Genomic DNA, 17,493 nt, shown 5'->3' on the forward strand with positions numbered 1-17,493 from the left:
CGGTGCGGCGTTCCGACAAGCCCGCTCCCACGCTGGAATCCAGTTCAGCGGCTGCAGATCAACCCGACTTGCAGGCTGTTCTGCTCGAACAGGTCCCAATACCCCGGCGGATGCGCCTTCTTGCGGATGCCGCTGATCAGCGGGGCGATCCAGCGCACATTGCGCAGGCCCACGTCATGGGCGGCCTGCTCGTAGACCGCCTTGTGCCAGCGGTAGTAGGTGAAGTCCGCCGGCGGCGTGCTCATGAACTGTCCCTGGCAGCGAAAGCCGCCTTCGACCGGCTGTTCGTCCAGTACGCGGATGCCGTACTCGGTGAAGTTGCCACGGGCCAGGTCGAAGGCCGGGTTGGCGGTGTAGGCAATCAATCGACCGGACGGCTTGAGATTGAGGGCGACGCTTTCGAACATGCGCCGCAGCTCCTCGACGCTGCCGGCGTAGTTGAACAACCATGCTGCAGTGACCTTGTCGAACTGGCCGATCTGGCCCATCTGCGCCACGTCGCGCACTTCGTAGGCAATGCCGTCATTGGCCTGGCGCGCCTGGTAGATCATGCTCGGCGAAATATCCACGCCATGTACCCGCGCCGCGCCCCAGTCCTTCAGGCGGCGGCTGAAGAAACCATGGCCGCAGGCCAGGTCGAGGATCTCCTCGCCGATGACTTCGCCGGCCATGTAGCGAAAGGTGTCGACCTCGACCCCGCGCTGGCTGGCGTGGCTGGTGAAGTCCTCGAACTGCTCGCTGATGCGCTCGTAGACTTCCTTGGATTCCTTCATGGGCACTCCTTGCGTTTAGAGGTGAGGCGCAGCGCCAATGGCAGGGCCAACAGCGGTGCACAGGCGAATACGGCGAACAGCCACAGCGCCGCACTGCGTGCGCCTTCCACGCCACCAGGCTCGACCAGGCCGGCGCTGTTGGCCACTAGGCCGGCCAGGGCCGCGGCCAGCGCGGTGGCATACAGCTGCACGGTGGTGATAGAGGCTGAAGCGAGGTTTTCCTCGCCGGGGCGCGCCGCCTGCAGCACGCGGGTAAGCAAGTGTGGCCAGCCCAGGCCGATGCCCAGGCCGACGCCGGCCAGGGCCAGGGCGAACAGGGCCAGGCCCGGCGTGCTGGCGACCCAAGCCAAGGCGGGTGTCAGCAGTGCCAGGGCCAGCAACGCCAGGGCCACCAGCAGCGGGCCGCAGCGAATCTGCCAGGCACCGCCATCGCGATCACGCCCGGCGCTGGCCAGGGCGCCGACCGTCCAGCCGGCGGCCATCACGGCCGTCAGGTAGCCCGCGGCCAGTGGGCCGAAGCCATGGATACGCTGCAGGAAGTAGGGCACATAGATCTCGGTGGTGATGGCCGCGACCAGCAGGCACATCATGGCGAACAGTGCGCCCATCGGTTGCCTGAGGCTGTAGGCGCCAGTGGGCAGCAGGTGGTGGCGGGCGCGGGGATCGAGGCGGGCGATCAGCGCGGCGATGGCCAGGCCGGCGACGATTCCGCCCAGGTTGACCCACAGTGAGTCGGCCAGGCTGGCCGCGCAGATCGCCAGCACCGAGGCCACCAGGCAGGCGATCAGGCCATAGGCCGGGCGGGCGCCATTGTCGTCCAGCGCCTGGCGTGCCGGCAGGCGCAGGCAGACGATCAGCGCCAGGGTGGCGGCCACCGGCAGCAGCGACCAGAATGCCCAGCGCCAGTGCCCGCCCTCGGCGAACACGCCGCCCACGGCGGGGCCGCACAGTGTGGCCACCCCCCACATCGCCGAGACCAGGGCCATGGCGCGGGGCCACAGGCGGCTCTCGAACACCAGGTGGATCAGCGCATAGCTCAGGGCGAACAGGATGCCGCCGCCCAGGCCCTGCACGCTGCGCCCGACCAGCAGCAGCGGCATGCTGGTGGCCATTGCGCACACTGCCGAACCGAGGGTGAACACCAGCAGTGCCAGCAGGTAGGCAACCCGTGGCCCACCGCGGGCCAGCAGGCGGGTGGAAAGCGTGGAGCCGATGATCGAGGCCACCACGAACAAGGTGGTGTTCCAGGCATAGAAGGCCAACCCGCCGATTTCGTCGATCACCGTGGGCAGCAGCGTGGTGACGATATAGACATTGACGGCGTGCAGGGCGACACCGCCGGCCAGGGCGATCGAGCGCAGCGCATTGCCGCCGCTGAGCAATTCGCTCCAGCGTGCGGGGGGCTGTTCGGGGATGGCGGTCATGAAGGCTCCTTGCGTGATCCTGCGCTGGGAGTCTAGGAGCCGGAAAATCATTATTCAAGAAGTTGCTTGTGTAATTTGGCCGCAGAGGATTTGTTAGGATCGTGCTCTTTTGTCTTGTTCCAGGAGCTTCACCCATGATCATCAGCACCACCAGCCAGCTCGAAGGCCGCCCCGTTGCCGAATACCTCGGCGTGGTCAGCGCCGAATCGGTGCAGGGGATCAACTTCGTGCGCGATTTCTTCGCACGCTTTCGCGACTTCTTCGGTGGCCGTTCGCAGACCCTGGAGAGCGCGCTGAAGCTGGCCCGTGAGCAGGCCACCGAGGAGCTTGTGGCGCGGGCACGGCAGTTGCAAGCCGATGCGGTGGTAGGCGTGGACTTCGAGATCAGCATGCCGTCGGTGCAGGGCGGGATGGTCGTGGTGTTCGCCACCGGTACGGCGGTGCGTTTGAAGTAAGGCCAGTTGCCACTGGTCGGGCAAGGAGTTTTTGTCCGGCTGGTCTGCAAATGACCGGCTAGTCTCACTTCAACGGGCCGCTGCTTCACTAGGCAGGTGCATTGCCTGCCGGCACGGTCGCCATTGGAGGGAGTCAGGGCATGAGCGAATCTTTTTTTGAAGACCTGAACGATGCGTTTCCGATCAACAGCCAGGTGCGCTGCGGGCAAGCGGCCTTGCGCCTGGGCTTTGCCAACATGACCCTGGACGAATCGGAGCAACTGCAGCCGGCGCACCTGCAACGGGCCAAGAAGGGGCGGTTCACGCCGCGTGTTCCTTCGAAAAAGTGAAACAGCACATTAGCGGGGCAAGCCCGCTCCCACAGACCTTGCTAGAAATCTGTGGGGGCGGGCTTGCCCCGCGATCATGTTTGTCCGAACACTGCAAAACCGCCCAACGGCACGCATTTCCCGTCATTTCTTGATCCCGCTCATGGTATCGGCGCGTCCCCCTCGCCGCCGGCTCGAGGCTGTGCTTTTCTTGCGCGGCATTTCAGACACGGAGTATCGACTTCAATGCGAATCAGGGAAGAGACCTACTGGCAATGGGCCGATGCACAGTTGCACAGCCGCAGCCATGACGAGGAGTTGAGCGACGGTACCAGCTTCGATGTGCAGGTGCGCCTGTCCAGGGTTGGTGCCACGCAGCTGTTTCTCGGGCTGTACGCCCGCGACGGCAAGGCATTGCTGGAGGAGTACTACCCCTCGCGCCCGGGCGAGACCATGACCCGCGCCCTGGTGTGGGGCGTTGACCGCGCCCGCGCCCTGGCCACGGGCGCCTTGCCGCTGCCCGAAGCCATGCCACGCAGGCGCCAGGCATGAAAAAGCCCGGCCTTTGTCGGGCCGGGCTCAAGAAACGGTGTAAAGCCGCGGGATCAGTTCAACGCGTCGATCACCTTGATTGCCTGCCGCTCACGGGCGGTCGGCCATTCTTGTTGCAGGGTCTCGAGCACACGACCGACGAAAGAGGTGTCGGCGGCGGCCTTCTTGCCGACGTAGCCCTGGCCACGGCGGTAGACCTTGAAACGGGCGCGCATGCTCGGCATGTGCGATTCGAACTCGTCTTCGACCGTGTTCGGCGGCAGACGATCTAGGCGGACCTCGCCGGACTGGCTGACCCACAGCAGGTGGTCGTCGAGGCTGTCCTTGCGCGCGGCGAACAGCTGGGCCAGTTGGTCGATGGTTGGATTGTTGTTCAAGTTCATCATAAAGCCCCCATTACTCACATTCGTTGGTGAAGTTCGTCTGAAGTTCACATTGGCGCCACACCATGTAGCGCGCTAACCAAGGCTGCTACAGCAGCTTCGCAACAGGGGCTTTCTCACGCTGCCTTCTGGGCAGTTTCCCTCTCCACGGACGGCCTGCGTTACCGCGCAGGCCGTCTGGAACACCCTTGCCACCGCTCCCGATCAGGGAGACGGCCTCATCATGCCCAAGACCCGGGAAGGGCGTCAACAGCTTTGTAGTGAAAATTTTCATGCACTACATCTTGTCTGACAATCCACCTCCGATGTTCATGGCAAGCCGTTGTCGCCGTGCTCGAGGAAGCCCGGGCGCTGTCGCAGGCGTGCATGGTAGGCGGCAAGTGCTGGCAGCGGCGGGTGCTCCAAGGGAGTGCGTAGCCAGCGGTTCAGTGACAGGCCGATGGCCATGTCGGCCAGGCTGAAGGCGTTGCCGGCAACGAAGGCGCCGGTCGCTTCAAGGCGCTGTTCGAGCAGGCGCATCTTCGCCATCCATTGGGCGCTGGTGCTGGCCAGTTGCGCCGGTTCCTGATGGGCCGGGGACTGGCGCACCAGCGACAGGAACGGGTAGCGCCAGGCGTCGTTGAGGTCGGTAGCCTGCCAGTCCAGCCACTGGTCCACCGCGGCGCGAGCCCGGGGAGCGCCAGGGTAGAGGTGGGCGCCGCCATGCTGGTTGGCGAGGTAGCGCAGGATGGTGTTGGATTCCCACAGGACGAAATCGCCATCGACGATCACCGGCACCATGGCATTGGGATTGAGCCTGAGGAACTCGGGCGAGTCGGTGGACTGGAAGCCGCTACCCCAGTCCTCGCGTACGAACGGCAGGTTCAGTTCGACGCAGGTCCACAGCACCTTGCGCACATTGATCGACGAGGCCTTGCCAAGGACTCTGAGCATGTCAGCGCTCCAGGCTGGAGAAGATGCGCTGTGCGGCGCGTACCCGCTCCTCGTTGGGGTAGTTACGGTTGGCCAGCAGCACGATGCCCATCTGTTTCGACGGCACGAATGCTACGTAGGCGCCAAAACCGGTGGTTGCGCCGGTCTTGTTGTACCAGGCGGCGGGTTCGGCGGGCAGTGCCGGGGTCAGTGCGCGGGTGGCGTTGGGCTCGCGGACCAGTCTCGCGCCGTTGTAGTCCAGCAGGGTGTCGAGGGCGACTGGATAGGGGTAGCGCTCCCAGCCCAGGCCCTGGGTCATGGCGCCGACCTGGAAGTAACCGGACTGGGTGATGGCGATGGCTTGGCGCATGGCCGAGTCGAGGGTGTCCGGTTGCAGCTGCAACTGCACGTAGCGCAGCAGGTCGCTGGCACTGGTCTTGATGCCATAGGCCTGCTCGGCATAGGGGCCCGGGCTGACCCGCACAGGCTTGTCTTTGGCGTCGTAGCCCTGGGCATAGAGGCCACGCGCGTTGGCCGGTACTTCCAGGTAGGTGTGCTCGAGGCCCAACCGGGGCAGCAGCCCCTGGGTCATCAGCTCGGCGAATGGCCGCTTCTGCGCGCGAGCTGCCAGGTCACCGAACAGGCCCAGGCTGGGGTTCGAGTAGCAGCGCTGGGTGCCGGGTTCGGCGCGGCGCTGCCAGTGCTGGAACCAGGCCAGGGTCTGCTCCTTCGTCTGCACCTCGTCGGGGAACTGCAGCGGCAGGCAGTCGCCGCTGTAGGCGCCCAGCTCAAGCACCGTGGCGCTGCCGATCGGCGCCTTGGCCAGGGCGGGCTGGTAGCGGCTGGCGGGCGCCGCGAGGTCGAGCTTGCCTTCGGCGCTGGCCAGGGCGGCGAGGGTGGCGGTGTAGGTCTTGCTCACCGAGCCGACCTCGAACAGGGTGTCGCGGGTCACTGCCTGGCCGCTGGCCTTGTCGGCCAGGCCATAGTTGAAATAGTGCGCTTGGCCATTGGCATACACTGCCACGGCCATGCCGGCGATGCCGTGCTCGCGCATCAGCGGCTGGATGACGCCATCGACGCTGTGCTGCAGGTCACCTGCGAACAGCGGTGGCGCGGCCAGCGTCAGAGCAGTGGCCAGCAGCAGGTGTGGGGGACGTTTCATGGTGCAAGGTTCCTTTTCGTGATTCAGTCGCCAGGTTGTCCGTTGGGCGACACTGACGGGGGTTCCGGCGTTAGCGGCATAAAGGCCGAGACCTTATCGTCCAGGCTTGCACAAAGACAAGACGGAACCTGTGATGAGATATTTGCGCATGCTGTTCGACAACTTCACCCTGGCCCTGCTCGGGGTGGTGTTCATCGCCACCGTGCTGCCTTGCGCAGGCGACGGCGCGGTGCTGTTCGGCTGGCTGACCAACCTGGCCATCGGCCTGCTGTTCTTCCTGCACGGCGCCAAGCTGTCGCGCGAGGCGATCATCGCCGGTGCCGGCCACTGGCGCCTGCACCTGCTGGTGTTCTCCTGCACCTTCGTGCTGTTCCCGCTGCTGGGGCTGGCGTTCAAGCCACTGTTCGTGCCGCTGGTGGGCAACGAGCTGTACCTGGGCGTGCTCTACCTGTGCGCCTTGCCGGCCACGGTGCAGTCGGCCATCGCCTTTACCTCGCTGGCCCGTGGCAACGTACCGGCGGCGATCTGCAGCGCGGCGGCCTCGAGCCTGCTGGGGATCTTCCTCACGCCGCTGCTGGTGGTGATGCTGCTGGGCGCCTCGGGCGACACCGGCTCCGGGCTGGACGCGGTGCTGAAGATCACCCTGCAGTTGCTGGTGCCCTTCGTCGCCGGGCAGATCGCCCGCCGCTGGATCGGTGCCTGGGTCAAGCGCAATGCGCGCTGGCTGAAACTGGTGGACCAGGGCTCGATCCTGCTGGTGGTGTACACCGCCTTCAGCGAGGCGGTGGTGACCGGATTGTGGCACACGGTGTCGCCGCAGCACCTGGCGGGGCTGTTCGCCGTGTGCGGGATCCTGCTGGCGGTGGTGCTGCTCGGCACGCGGCTGCTCGGGCGGCTGCTGGGCTTCAATGTCGAGGACCGCATCACCATCCTCTTCGCGGGTTCCAAGAAGAGCCTGGCGACAGGCGTGCCCATGGCCCAGGTGCTGTTCGTCGGCGGTGGCATCGGCGCGATGATCCTGCCGTTGATGCTGTTCCACCAGATCCAGCTGATGGTCTGCGCGGTGCTGGCACAACGGTATGCGGCGCGGGTCGAGGAGGGCGGGCAGGCGACGGCGGCTTCCTGAGACGGATGCCTTGCCGCAGGCCCGCGCCAGCGACTTACCAGGCCAGCGGCCGGTCGAAGCCTTTCCAGCACAACCAGCGCCGCACCTCGCCATGCGCCCCCGTGCCGATCTGCCACTGCGGTCGGCCGCGGTCCATGGCGATCTGTGAAATGAACCCGGCATGGCTGGCCACCACCAGGGTGCGGCCGTCGGCGCTGATGTCCATGGCGCTGATGGTCGAACCAAGATAGTGCTGCCAGTGCTCGTGGCCATCCTCGCCGAAGGCGCGCAGGTAGCCATGGGCGTCACCGACGATGTATTCGCCGTCACGGGCCACCCCGGCGTAGACCCTCGCGCCGCCCTGCAGCAGTGGCGTGCGTGGGTCCTTGCTGTAGAAACCGGTATCCAGCCCCGGCAGGTCGGCCACCCGTACGCCGAGTGTGCCGCCCTGATAGAAGTGGCAGGCATTGAGAATCAACTGGTCGCCCCGGCGGTTGAACAGCGCGAAGTGCGGGTACTCGCTGGCTGGGCCGACCTCTGCGATGCGCCTGAACTGCTCGTCTAGAACCAGGTGACGGCCGCATTGTTCGCCCAGGGCAACCAGCCTGCCGTCCGGTGACAGCGCGGCATGTGCCATGGTCAGGCCCAGGGCGATGTCGTCCGGGTCGGTGCCCTGGCGCAGTTCCGCGAGAATGTCGTCCTCGCGTGGCAGCAGACGTGTGGCGCCGGCGGCGGCAAGCACGAAGATGCCGTCGCTGCTGACCAGCAGCACCCGCTGGCCATCGGGGAAGGGCAGCAGCGCGGTGGGCGTCGGCGGCAGGTCGAAGGGGTCGAACGGGTAGCCCGCCGGCAAACCTTCCAGGCCATGGGGCCAGGCCAGCCGGGCCACCTGCGGGCCGCCCCAGCCATCGGTCACGCGTACCCCCTCGGCGTTGGCCAGGGCGTAGTAGCGCCGCCCTGGGCAACGCCCGAAGTGCTCGACACCGATCACCGGCGTGACGCCCTGGCCATCGAGGCGCAGCACCTGGCCGCGCTCGAACGGCATGCCGATGCGCACCAGCAGGCTGCCGTCGTCGAGCAGCAGCAGGTTGCCGATGCCCTGGGCCTGTTCGTCGAGCAATGGCAGCAGCGGCAGGTGAGCCGGGGGCCAGGCTTCGCGGAACAGCTGGCGCTGCTGCTCGTCGGTGCCCGGGCGGTTGATGGCCAGCAGCGCCGCCTGCCAGGCCTCGAGCAGGTGCTCGGTGGCCGCTGCCTGTGGTTCCTCCAGATCGTCCCAGCCTTGCGCGCGGCCCTGCGCGACATAGCGGTTGATGGCCTCGGCATAGGCGATGACCGCCTCGCGCCATTGCTGCTGGGGGTGCTGCTTGTCCATGGGCGGATCGAACTCCTTGTTCCGCAGGGTAGGTGATGTGCGACAAAAAGGTGCACGCAGGCGCGCATGGTACTCCGTCCGCACCTGCGGTTGTGAGGCCCCGCCTTGATGCGTACCATGCCGGACATCCTTCCAATAAAAAACGTGCGTCACCGGCCTGGCATCCGGGCAGGCGATGCGCGTCCTGTTGCCTTGTCCGCGGAGAAAAGCGTCTTCACATGAATGGTCCCGTCCCCACCTCCATGCCTCCCACCGCCGGCAGCGGCAGTTGGCTGAGCGTCATCGCCCTGGCGCTGGCGGCGTTCATCTTCAATACCACCGAGTTCGTCCCGGTGGCGCTGCTCAGCGATATCGGCCGCAGCTTCGAGATGAGCACCGCGCAGGTCGGCCTGATGCTGACCATCTACGCCTGGGTGGTGGCGCTGGCCTCGCTGCCGATGATGCTGGTGACCCGCAACATCGAGCGCCGCCGCCTGCTGCTGCTGGTGTTCCTGGTGTTCATCCTCAGCCACCTGATGTCGTGGTTGTCGCAGAGCTTCGCCATGCTGCTGGTCAGCCGCATCGGAATCGCCCTGGCCCATGCCGTGTTCTGGGCCATCACCGCGTCGCTGGCGGTGCGTGTGGCGCCGCCCGGCCAGCAGGCCAAGGCGCTGGGCCTGCTGGCCACCGGCACTACCCTGGCGATGGTCATGGGCATCCCGCTGGGGCGCGTGGTGGGTGAGGCGCTGGGCTGGCGCATCACCTTCCTGTGTATCGCCGGGGTGGCGCTGGCGACCATGCTCTGCCTGATGAAGTCGCTGCCGCTGCTGCCGAGCCAGAACTCCGGCTCGCTGCGCAGCCTGCCGGTGCTGTTCAAGCGTCCGGCGCTGGTGATCACCTACATGCTGGTAACCCTGGTGATCACCGCGCAGTTCACCGCCTATAGCTACATCGAACCCTTCGCCCTGCACGTGGCGCGGATCAGTGGCGAACACACCACGTTGCTGCTGTTGCTGTACGGCGGTGCCGGCGTGTTCGGCTCGGTGCTGTTCAGCCGCTACAGCGAGCGTTTCCCCCATGGTTTCCTGGTAGGTGCCATCGGCGCCCTGGCCGCGTGCCTGCTGTTGATGTTGCCGCTGTCGGGCAATTTCCAGGTGTTCGCCGCCCTGAGCATGGTCTGGGGCGTGGCGATCCTGAGCTTTAGCCTGGCCTTGCAGTCCAAGACCCTCAAGCTTGCCTCGGACGCCACCGACGTGGCCATGGCGCTGTTCTCCGGTATCTACAACATCGGTATCGGTGGCGGTGCGTTGCTTGGCAGCATTGTCAGCAGCCAGGTGGGCGTGGCGCATATCGGCCTGGTGGGGGGCGGCGTGGCGGTTGTCGGCCTGGTGCTGGCGCTGGCCAGTACCCAGCGCTTTCGCGAAGCCCTGACACGTGTCCCGGGTCAGGCGTGAGCTCGTCTAGCGCTGCGCTGTCACATTACCTGCCCCCGGTAACGCCGGGGCACTGACCCGCATCAACGCTCCCTCGATCATGCGCCCCTGTAATAGGGGCGCTTGTGTATCGGCAAGGCTGCCTCTAATATCCAAGCGTTTTCTTGTGTAATTGCCTGGCGCCCCGCCCAGGCCATCAATACGGACGTTGATATGGATTTGCACACCTCCCTGTGGCTGTTCCAGGCCATCCAGGCCGTGGGCCTGGCGTTGTGGCTGAGCATCGCGGTATTGAACAACCTGCAGGCTTTCGCCAGTTCCGTCGGTGCCATTGGCGCCACCTTGGCCATGGCGCCACTGCGCCAGCCGCCGGCCATCGAATTCCCCTTGCTGCGCAGGGCCTGTCATTCGGCGGGCCTGGCCCGCGCCGCGCTGCTGGTGATCCTGCTGCTGCAGATCGTCGCCAGCCTGGCGGCCTGGGTCGGCACCTATGGGCTGATCGTCGTGCAGGACCCGCTCATGGCCCGCACCTGGTTGAACCTGGCGCTTGGCGCCTTCCTTGCCTTCACCTTCGCCATGCTGCTCGGGGGCTTGTGGTTCGGCTACTGGATACGCCAGGAAGGCCTGCAACTCACCCACCTGGTGCTGGTGCTGTGGGCGACCCTGGCGTTCTTCCTGTTCAACCTGGATTGGGCCTGAGGCGAGGACGCGCAATGAATAGCAAGGCAATACTTGGCAGTGCCCTGGTGCTGGCCCTGGTCACCGCCGGTGGCCTGGCCTGGCGCCACACCGGGCAGGCCCAGGCCACGGCAGCCGCGCCGCGGCACCTGGTCAAGGTGGCCCTGGCCACGGTACAGAAAGCACCGCAGAAACGCGCCTTCGCCGGCGTCGGCGAGCTGGAGGCGGTGCACCAGGTGCTGGTGTCGGCCGAGATCGGCGGGCGGGTGACGGCGATCAACTTCAGCTCCGGCCAGCAGGTGCGCAAGGGTGATGTGCTGGTCACCCTCAACGATGCCCCGGAGCAGGCCGAGCGCCTGCGCCTGAAGGCCCAGCTGGACAATGCGCGGACCAACTACCGGCGGGTCAAGGACCTGCTGCGCGAGAACGCCGCCACCCAGGAACAGCTGGACAACGCCCTGGCGGCCCGCGACATGGCCCAGGGCGAGCTGGCCCGTACCGAGGCGGTGATCGCCCAGAAGGCGGTGCGCGCACCCTTCGACGGGCGCCTGGGTATCCGCCGGGTGAACCAGGGTCAGTACCTCAATGTCGGCGACCCGGTGGTCAGCCTGATCGACACCCGCAGCCTGTACGTCAACTTCTCTCTCGAGGAGCAGCTCAGCGCCCAGCTGCGCACCGGTCAGGCGGTCGAGGTGCGGTTGGATGCGTTCCCCGATACGGCCTTCACCGCGCATATCACCGCCATCGACCCCTTGATCGGCCGTTCGCGCACGGTGCAGGTGCAGGCCACCCTGGCCAAGCCCGATGCGCGCCTGTCGGCCGGCATGTATGCCAGCGTGCAGGTAGCCAGCCCCGATGACGGCCAGGTGCTGACCGTGCCGGAAACCGCCGTTGCCTACACCGCTTACGGCGATACGGTGTTCGTCGCCCGCCACGATGCCGCCGCCGATGCCCTGGTGGTCCAGCGCGTGGCAGTGCGTACCGGTGAACGCCAGGCCGGCCGGGTGGTGATCGAGCAGGGCTTGCGCGAGGACGACCAGGTAGTGGTGTCCGGGCAGCTGCGCCTGAGCGACGGCGCCGCCGTGCAAGCCACCGAAGACACCCTGCAGGCCCCGGCCAGCGGCGCCTGACCCCAGCGAGAAAACGCCATGACATTCACCGACCTGTTCGTGCGCCGGCCTGTGCTGGCGCTGGTGGTCAGCACCTTGATCCTGCTGCTGGGGCTGCTGTCGCTGCTGCAGTTGCCGATCCGCCAGTACCCCTTGCTGGAAAGCTCGACCATCACCGTGACCACCGAGTACCCCGGCGCCCCCGCTGAGCTGATGCAGGGTTTCGTCACCCAGCCGATCGCCCAGGCGGTGTCGTCGGTGGAGGGCATCGACTACCTGTCGTCTTCGTCGGTGCAGGGCCGTAGCCTGGTGACCGTGCGCATGGAGCTGAACCGCGACTCGACCCAGGCCCTCACCGAGGTGATGGCCAAGGTCAACCAGGTGCGCTTCCGCCTGCCGGAGCGGGCCTACGATCCGGTGATCGAGCGCTCGGCGGGCGAGTCCACGGCGGTGGCCTACATCGGCTTCGCCAGCGCGAGCCTGCCGATCCCGGCCATGACCGACTACCTCACCCGGGTGGTCGAGCCGCTGCTCAGCACCATCGAGGGCGTGGCCAAGGTCCAGGTGTTCGGCGGCCAGACCCTGTCCATGCGCCTGTGGATCGACCCGGCGCGCCTGGCCGCCCGGGGCCTGACCGCGGCCGATGTGGCCGAGGCGGTGCGCCGCAACAACTACCAGGCGGCGCCGGGCAAGGTGAAGGGCCAGTACGTGATCGCCAACATCCGCGTCGACACCGACCTGACCTCGGTCGGCGATTTCCGCGAGCTGGTGATCCGCAACGACGGCAACGGCTTGGTGCGCATCCGCGATATCGGCACGGTCGAGCTGGGCGCGGCTTCGGCCGAGACCAGCGCCAGCATGGATGGCGTAGCGGCGGTGCACCTGGGGCTGTTCGCCACCCCGGGCGGCAACCCGCTGGTGATCGTCGACGGCATCCGCCAGTTGCTGCCGCAGATTCGCCAGACCCTGCCGCCGGACGTCAAGGCGGAGCTGGCCTTCGAGACGGCGCGCTTCATCCAGGCCTCCATCGACGAGGTAACCAAGACGCTGCTCGAGGCCCTGGCAATCGTCGTGGTGGTGATCTACCTGTGCCTGGGCTCGCTGCGCACGGTGCTGATCCCAGTGGTGACCATCCCGTTGTCGATGCTCGGCGCCGCGGCGCTGATGCTGGCGTTCGGCTTCAGCGTCAACCTGCTCACCCTGCTGGCCATGGTGTTGGCGGTGGGGCTGGTGGTGGACGACGCCATCGTCGTGGTGGAGAACGTCCACCGTCATATCGAGGAAGGGCGCACCCCAGTGGCGGCGGCGTTGATCGGCGCCCGTGAGGTAGCCGGGCCGGTGATCGCCATGACCATCACCCTGGCGGCGGTGTACGCGCCGATCGGCATGATGGGCGGCCTGACCGGCGCGCTGTTCCGCGAGTTCGCCCTGACCCTGGCCGGAGCGGTGGTGGTTTCCGGCGTGGTGGCCCTGACCCTGTCGCCGGTGATGAGCTCGTTCCTGCTCAACGCCCGGCAGTCCGAGGGGCGCATGGCCCATGCGGCCAACCGTTTCTTCGACTGGCTGGCCGACCGCTATGCCCATGTGCTGGGCTTCTCGCTGAAACACCGCTGGATCAGCGTCGGTTTCGCCTTGCTGGTGCTGGTCAGTCTGCCGCTGCTGTACGCCTTGCCGCAGCGCGAGCTGGCGCCGACCGAGGATCAGGCCGGGCTGCTCACTGCGATCAAGGCGCCACAGCACGCCAACCTGGCCTATGTCGAACGCTTCGCCGACAAGCTCGACGCGGTCTACCGGACCCTGCCGGAGACCGTCAGCACCTGGATCATCAACGGCAGCGACGGCATCGCCTCAGGTATTGGCGGCATCAACCTGCAACCGTGGAACGAGCGCGAACGCAATGCCTCGCAGATCCAGCTTGACCTGCAGGCGGCGGTGAACGATGTCGAGGGCACCAGCATCTTCGCCTTCCAGCTGCCCGCGCTACCGGGCTCCACCGGTGGCCTGCCGGTGCAGATGGTGCTGCGCAGCTCGCAGGACTACCGGGTGCTGTTCGACACCATGGAGCAGGTCAAGGCCAAGGCGCGGCAGAGCGGCCTGTTCGCCGTGGTCGACAGCGACCTGGACTACAACAACCCGGTGGTGCAGGTGCGCGTCGACCGGGCCAAGGCCAACAGCATGGGTATCCGCATGCAGGACATCGGCGAGTCGCTGGCGGTGCTGGTGGGCGAGAACTACCTCAACCGCTTCGGCCTGGATGGCCGCTCCTATGATGTGATCGCGCAGAGCCCGCGCGACCAGCGCCTGACCCCGCAGGCCCTGACCCGGCAGTACGTGCGCAGCGAGGAGGGCAGGCTGGTGCCGCTGTCCACCGTGGTGCAGGTCAGCGAGCAGGTCGAGCCCAACCGCCTGACCCAGTTCAACCAGCAGAACGCCGCGACCTTCCAGGGCATCCCGGCGGCCGGAGTCACCCTGGGCGACACCGTGGCCTTCCTCGAGCAGGTCGCCGCCGAATTGCCGGCGGGCTTCAGCATCGACTGGCAGTCCGACGCACGCCAGTACCAGCAGGAAGGCAATGCCCTGATGCTGGCCTTCCTCGCCGCCGTGGTGGTGATCTACCTGGTGCTGGCGGCGCAGTACGAGAGCCTGGTCGATCCGCTGATCATCCTGATCACCGTGCCGCTGTCGATCAGTGGCGCGCTGCTGCCACTGGCGCTGGGGGTGGCCACGGTGAACATCTACACGCAGATCGGCCTGGTGACGCTGATCGGTCTGATCAGCAAGCACGGCATCCTCATGGTCGAGTTCGCCAATACCTTGCAGGCCGAGCAGCACCTGGACCGGCGTACGGCCATCGGCAAGGCGGCGCAGATCCGCCTGCGACCGATCCTGATGACCACGGCGGCCATGGTGGTGGGGCTGATCCCGCTGTTGTTCGCCTCCGGAGCCGGCGCCGCCAGCCGCTTCGGGCTCGGCGTGGTGATCGTCACCGGGATGCTGGTCGGCACCTTGTTCACCTTGTTCGTTCTGCCGACCATTTACAGCCTGCTGGCCCGTGACCATGCCAGCACGGCGCGTTCGGCGCGGGCCCGCTCGTTGGCCGAAACCCTGGAGAGCCAGCCATGAAGCCGGTATTCGTCGTATCCCTGATGGCCCTGGCCTTGTCGGCCTGCAGCGTCGGCCCCGACTACCGCAAGCCCGAGGCACCTGCCAGTGGCCTGCACAGTCCGCAGCGCGCCGCCTTCGCCGCCCGTGGCGAGATGCCGGAGCAGTGGTGGCGGTTCTTCGACGATCCGCAGCTGGTGCGCCTGGTCGACCAGGCCCTGGCCAACAACCACGATATCCGCCAGGCTCATGCCAACCTGCTGGCGGCGCGGGCGCTGTTCGACGACCGCAGCCTAGACCGCTACCCCTGGGTCACTGCCCGCGCCGGCTACAACCAGAGCCTGGAGCAGCAGCAACCGGCCGATGGCAGCGACCCGCGACGCATGCGTACCGAGCAGTACCGCGCCGGATTCGACGTGCAGTGGGAGATCGACCTGTTCGGCCGCCTGCAACGCCTGGCCGATGCCGCCGAAGCGCGTGCCGACGCGGCGGCGGCGGACCTGCGCCAGGTGCGCCTGAGCATCGCCGCCGAAGTAGCGCGCAACTACTACCTCAAGCTCGGCCTCAAGCGCAGCCTCGTCGTGGCCGAGGACCAGGTCGAGGCCTGGCGCGAGACCCTGCAACTGACCAGCGCCCAGGTGCGCGCCGGCAGTGGCCAGTACGAGGATCAGCAGAACGCCCATGCCAACCTGCTGCTCAGCGAGGCGGGGGTGCCGCCGTTGCAGGCGGCCATCGAGCAGGCCAGCTATCGCCTCGATGTGCTGACTGGGCAGGTGCCGGGCAGCCAGGAGCAGGGCGCCGCGCCGTTCCTGCCGCCGTTGGCGCGCCAGTTGCCGCTGGGCGACGTCGATGCGCTGATTGGCCAGCGACCTGATGTGATCAGTGCCGAGCGTGAGCTGGCGGCCAGCACCGAGGATGTCGGCGCGGCCACCGCCGAGCTGTACCCTCGGTTGGACCTGGGCGGTTTCATTGGTTTCTTCGCCTTGCGCAGCGGCGACCTGGGCAGCGCGGCCCGCGCTTATGAGCTGGCGCCGATGGTCACCTGGCCGGCCTTGCGCCTGGGCAATGCCCGTGCGCGCCTGCGGGTGCGCGAGGCGCTGGCCGAGGGCAGCCAGGCGCGCTACCAGCAGGCGGTGCTGCTGGCCCGCGAGGAAGTGGAGAACGCCGTCACTCAACTGGTGCGCAACCAGGCGCGGCTGCAAAGCCTGGTGGCCTCCGCCGGTCACGGCAGCGAGGCCATCGACATCGCCAACAAGCGCTATCGGCGCGGGGCCGGCACCTACCTGGCGGTGCTCGAGAACCAGCGCGCGCTGTTCTCGATCAAGCGCGAGGTGGCGGAGGCGGAGACGGCCTCGTACCTGGATGCGATTGCGCTGTACAAGGCCTTGGGCTGGGGGAGTGAATCCCAGTAGCACCAGACGATATCCTGTCGTGCAAACAAGCCTGGCAAACGTAGGAGCGGATTCATCCGCGATGCGCTGCGCGGGCGGCGCTCGATCTTGAGCGCGCCGCAATGCTATCGTCGAGCGCCCCTAATTTTCCCCGCGCTCTTTTCGTTTTCATGGAAGCCGCCCTGCGCCCGGCGCGTTCGGCCCTCATCATTCAAGGAGACAGGCAATGACTTCCGTTTTCGACCGCGACGATATCCAGTTCCAGGTAGTGGTCAACCACGAAGAGCAGTATTCCATCTGGCCCGACTACAAGGCGATCCCCAATGGCTGGCGCGCGGTGGGCAAGAGCGGCCTGAAGAAGGACTGTCTGGCCTACATCGACGAAGTCTGGACCGACATGCGCCCGCTGAGCCTGCGCCAGAAGATGGCCGAAGTCGCGGCGCAATAAGGCGGTGTCGACCCTGAACCTGCTGTGCCTGCCATATTCCGGTGCCAGCGCGATGGTCTACAGCCGCTGGCGGCGCAAGCTGCCGGCCTGGCTGCAGGTGCGCCCGGTGGAGCTGCCCGGGCGCGGCGCGCGCATGGCTGACCCGCTGCATACCGACTTGCGGGCACTCGCCCGGCAGTTGGCCCATGAGCAGCGCGCCGTCACCCATGCGCCTTACGCCGTGCTCGGGCACAGCCTGGGGGCGCTGGTCGCCTTCGAGCTGGCCCATGAACTGCGTGCACTCGGCTGCCCGCCGCCAGTGGCCTTGTTCGCCTGCGGCACTGCGGCGCCGACCCGGCGTGAGGATTACGCCGGTGGCAAATGGACCGAGCCGCGTGGCGATGCCGAATTGATCGCCGAGCTGCGCAAGCTGGGTGGTACCTCCGAGGAAGTGCTGGCCAACGAAGAGCTCATGAGCCTGACCTTGCCGATCGTGCAGGCGGATTTCCTGCTTTGTGGCCGTTATGCGTACGAGCAGCGTCTGCCATTGCAATGTCCCTTGCATGTATTCGCCGGCGAGAACGATCGCGCCAATGACGAACAATTGCAGGCCTGGGGGCGGGAGACGGTTGGCGAGTATTCGCTGGCTAAGTTTCCGGGAGGTCATTTCTTTATTCATGAACATGAAGATCGTGTGCTTGATGTGCTTTGTAGGACATTGGAGCCATTGCGGCTTTGTGCGTGATAGGCGGGGCGGTTTTTAGAATTCGTCTTGTAGTTTGATAATTCTGCAGTGGCCTCATGCCTTATTTTTGGCGAGAGGCTGCTGCACATAGAAAACTTCCAACTACTAATCCAAAGCTTTTTTCTTGCTCTTGCTCTTGCTCTTGCTCTTGCTCTTGCTCTTGCTCTTGCTCTTGCTCTTGCT

17 protein-coding genes are annotated in these 17,493 nt (G+C 66.5%); 11 read left to right on the forward strand and 6 right to left on the reverse strand.

The annotated features are described in order from the left end of the window. Window positions 1-44: 44 nt before the first annotated feature. Both ACODS9_RS24415 and ACODS9_RS24420 read right to left on the reverse strand, forming a co-directional pair. Window positions 45-773 (reverse strand): class I SAM-dependent methyltransferase, encoded by a 729-nt coding sequence (locus ACODS9_RS24415; protein WP_046855205.1) that lies wholly within the window; start codon window positions 771-773, stop codon window positions 45-47. Next, on the reverse strand, window positions 770-2,197 hold the full coding sequence (locus ACODS9_RS24420; protein ID WP_489094956.1) for an MFS transporter: 1,428 nt from the start codon (window positions 2,195-2,197) through the stop codon (window positions 770-772). Before ACODS9_RS24420 ends, ACODS9_RS24415 begins: the two co-directional genes overlap by 4 nt. 134 nt (window positions 2,198-2,331) lie before the next feature. Between ACODS9_RS24420 and ACODS9_RS24425 the strand changes: the two genes are divergently transcribed. The 3 genes from ACODS9_RS24425 to ACODS9_RS24435 all read left to right on the forward strand — a co-directional run bounded on the left by ACODS9_RS24425 (window position 2,332) and on the right by ACODS9_RS24435 (window position 3,512). Beyond that, entirely contained in the window at window positions 2,332-2,652 is a 321-nt protein-coding gene (locus ACODS9_RS24425; protein WP_023632483.1) for a YbjQ family protein, read from the forward strand. Window positions 2,653-2,792: 140 nt separating this feature from the next. Continuing rightward, complete coding sequence (locus ACODS9_RS24430) at window positions 2,793-2,981, forward strand: hypothetical protein (RefSeq protein ID WP_023632482.1); 189 nt, start codon at window positions 2,793-2,795, stop codon at window positions 2,979-2,981. A gap of 225 nt (window positions 2,982-3,206) precedes the next feature. Then, the gene (locus tag ACODS9_RS24435) at window positions 3,207-3,512 is read left to right on the forward strand and encodes a hypothetical protein (protein WP_046855207.1); all 306 of its coding nucleotides are present in this window, start codon (window positions 3,207-3,209) and stop codon (window positions 3,510-3,512) included. Between the two features lie 53 nt (window positions 3,513-3,565). Here ACODS9_RS24435 and ACODS9_RS24440 read toward each other — a convergent pair whose 3' ends face one another. The 3 genes from ACODS9_RS24440 to ampC all read right to left on the reverse strand — a co-directional run bounded on the left by ACODS9_RS24440 (window position 3,566) and on the right by ampC (window position 5,969). Then, window positions 3,566-3,898, reverse strand: a complete 333-nt coding sequence (locus ACODS9_RS24440; RefSeq protein ID WP_046855208.1) for a hypothetical protein — start codon at window positions 3,896-3,898, stop codon at window positions 3,566-3,568. Between the two features lie 306 nt (window positions 3,899-4,204). Then, on the reverse strand, window positions 4,205-4,828 hold the full coding sequence (locus tag ACODS9_RS24445) for a glutathione S-transferase family protein (RefSeq protein WP_489094957.1): 624 nt from the start codon (window positions 4,826-4,828) through the stop codon (window positions 4,205-4,207). Between the two features lies 1 nt (window position 4,829). Continuing rightward, entirely contained in the window at window positions 4,830-5,969 is a 1,140-nt protein-coding gene (gene ampC / locus ACODS9_RS24450; protein WP_489094958.1) for a class C beta-lactamase, read from the reverse strand. 133 nt (window positions 5,970-6,102) lie between these two features. Here ampC and ACODS9_RS24455 point away from each other — a divergent pair, with 133 nt between their 5' ends. Then, entirely contained in the window at window positions 6,103-7,095 is a 993-nt protein-coding gene (locus tag ACODS9_RS24455; RefSeq protein WP_367858738.1) for a bile acid:sodium symporter family protein, read from the forward strand. Between the two features lie 34 nt (window positions 7,096-7,129). Here ACODS9_RS24455 and ACODS9_RS24460 read toward each other — a convergent pair whose 3' ends face one another. Continuing rightward, window positions 7,130-8,446, reverse strand: coding sequence for a hypothetical protein (locus tag ACODS9_RS24460; protein WP_489094959.1), 1,317 nt, complete (start codon window positions 8,444-8,446; stop codon window positions 7,130-7,132). A 218-nt stretch (window positions 8,447-8,664) separates the two neighbouring features. Here ACODS9_RS24460 and ACODS9_RS24465 point away from each other — a divergent pair, with 218 nt between their 5' ends. The 7 genes from ACODS9_RS24465 to ACODS9_RS24495 all read left to right on the forward strand — a co-directional run bounded on the left by ACODS9_RS24465 (window position 8,665) and on the right by ACODS9_RS24495 (window position 17,310). Beyond that, window positions 8,665-9,879 (forward strand): sugar transporter, encoded by a 1,215-nt coding sequence (locus ACODS9_RS24465; protein WP_401111511.1) that lies wholly within the window; start codon window positions 8,665-8,667, stop codon window positions 9,877-9,879. Window positions 9,880-10,071: 192 nt separating this feature from the next. Then, window positions 10,072-10,557 carry a DUF2165 family protein gene (locus tag ACODS9_RS24470; protein ID WP_046855214.1) on the forward strand — a complete coding sequence of 162 codons (486 nt, stop codon included), beginning with the start codon at window positions 10,072-10,074 and terminating at the stop codon, window positions 10,555-10,557. Window positions 10,558-10,571: 14 nt separating this feature from the next. Next, window positions 10,572-11,666, forward strand: coding sequence for an efflux RND transporter periplasmic adaptor subunit (locus ACODS9_RS24475; protein ID WP_046855215.1), 1,095 nt, complete (start codon window positions 10,572-10,574; stop codon window positions 11,664-11,666). 18 nt (window positions 11,667-11,684) lie between these two features. Further along, complete coding sequence (locus ACODS9_RS24480; RefSeq protein ID WP_489094960.1) at window positions 11,685-14,768, forward strand: MexW/MexI family multidrug efflux RND transporter permease subunit; 3,084 nt, start codon at window positions 11,685-11,687, stop codon at window positions 14,766-14,768. Continuing rightward, window positions 14,765-16,159 (forward strand): efflux transporter outer membrane subunit, encoded by a 1,395-nt coding sequence (locus ACODS9_RS24485; RefSeq protein ID WP_489094961.1) that lies wholly within the window; start codon window positions 14,765-14,767, stop codon window positions 16,157-16,159. The genes ACODS9_RS24480 and ACODS9_RS24485 overlap by 4 nt, the downstream gene beginning before the upstream one ends. Before the next feature lie 205 nt (window positions 16,160-16,364). After that, complete coding sequence (locus ACODS9_RS24490; protein ID WP_023632740.1) at window positions 16,365-16,586, forward strand: MbtH family protein; 222 nt, start codon at window positions 16,365-16,367, stop codon at window positions 16,584-16,586. Between the two features lie 4 nt (window positions 16,587-16,590). Next, complete coding sequence (locus tag ACODS9_RS24495) at window positions 16,591-17,310, forward strand: thioesterase II family protein (RefSeq protein ID WP_046855218.1); 720 nt, start codon at window positions 16,591-16,593, stop codon at window positions 17,308-17,310. The last annotated feature ends 183 nt before the right edge of the window (window positions 17,311-17,493 follow it).

This window comes from Pseudomonas sp. FG36 (assembly GCF_057809275.1).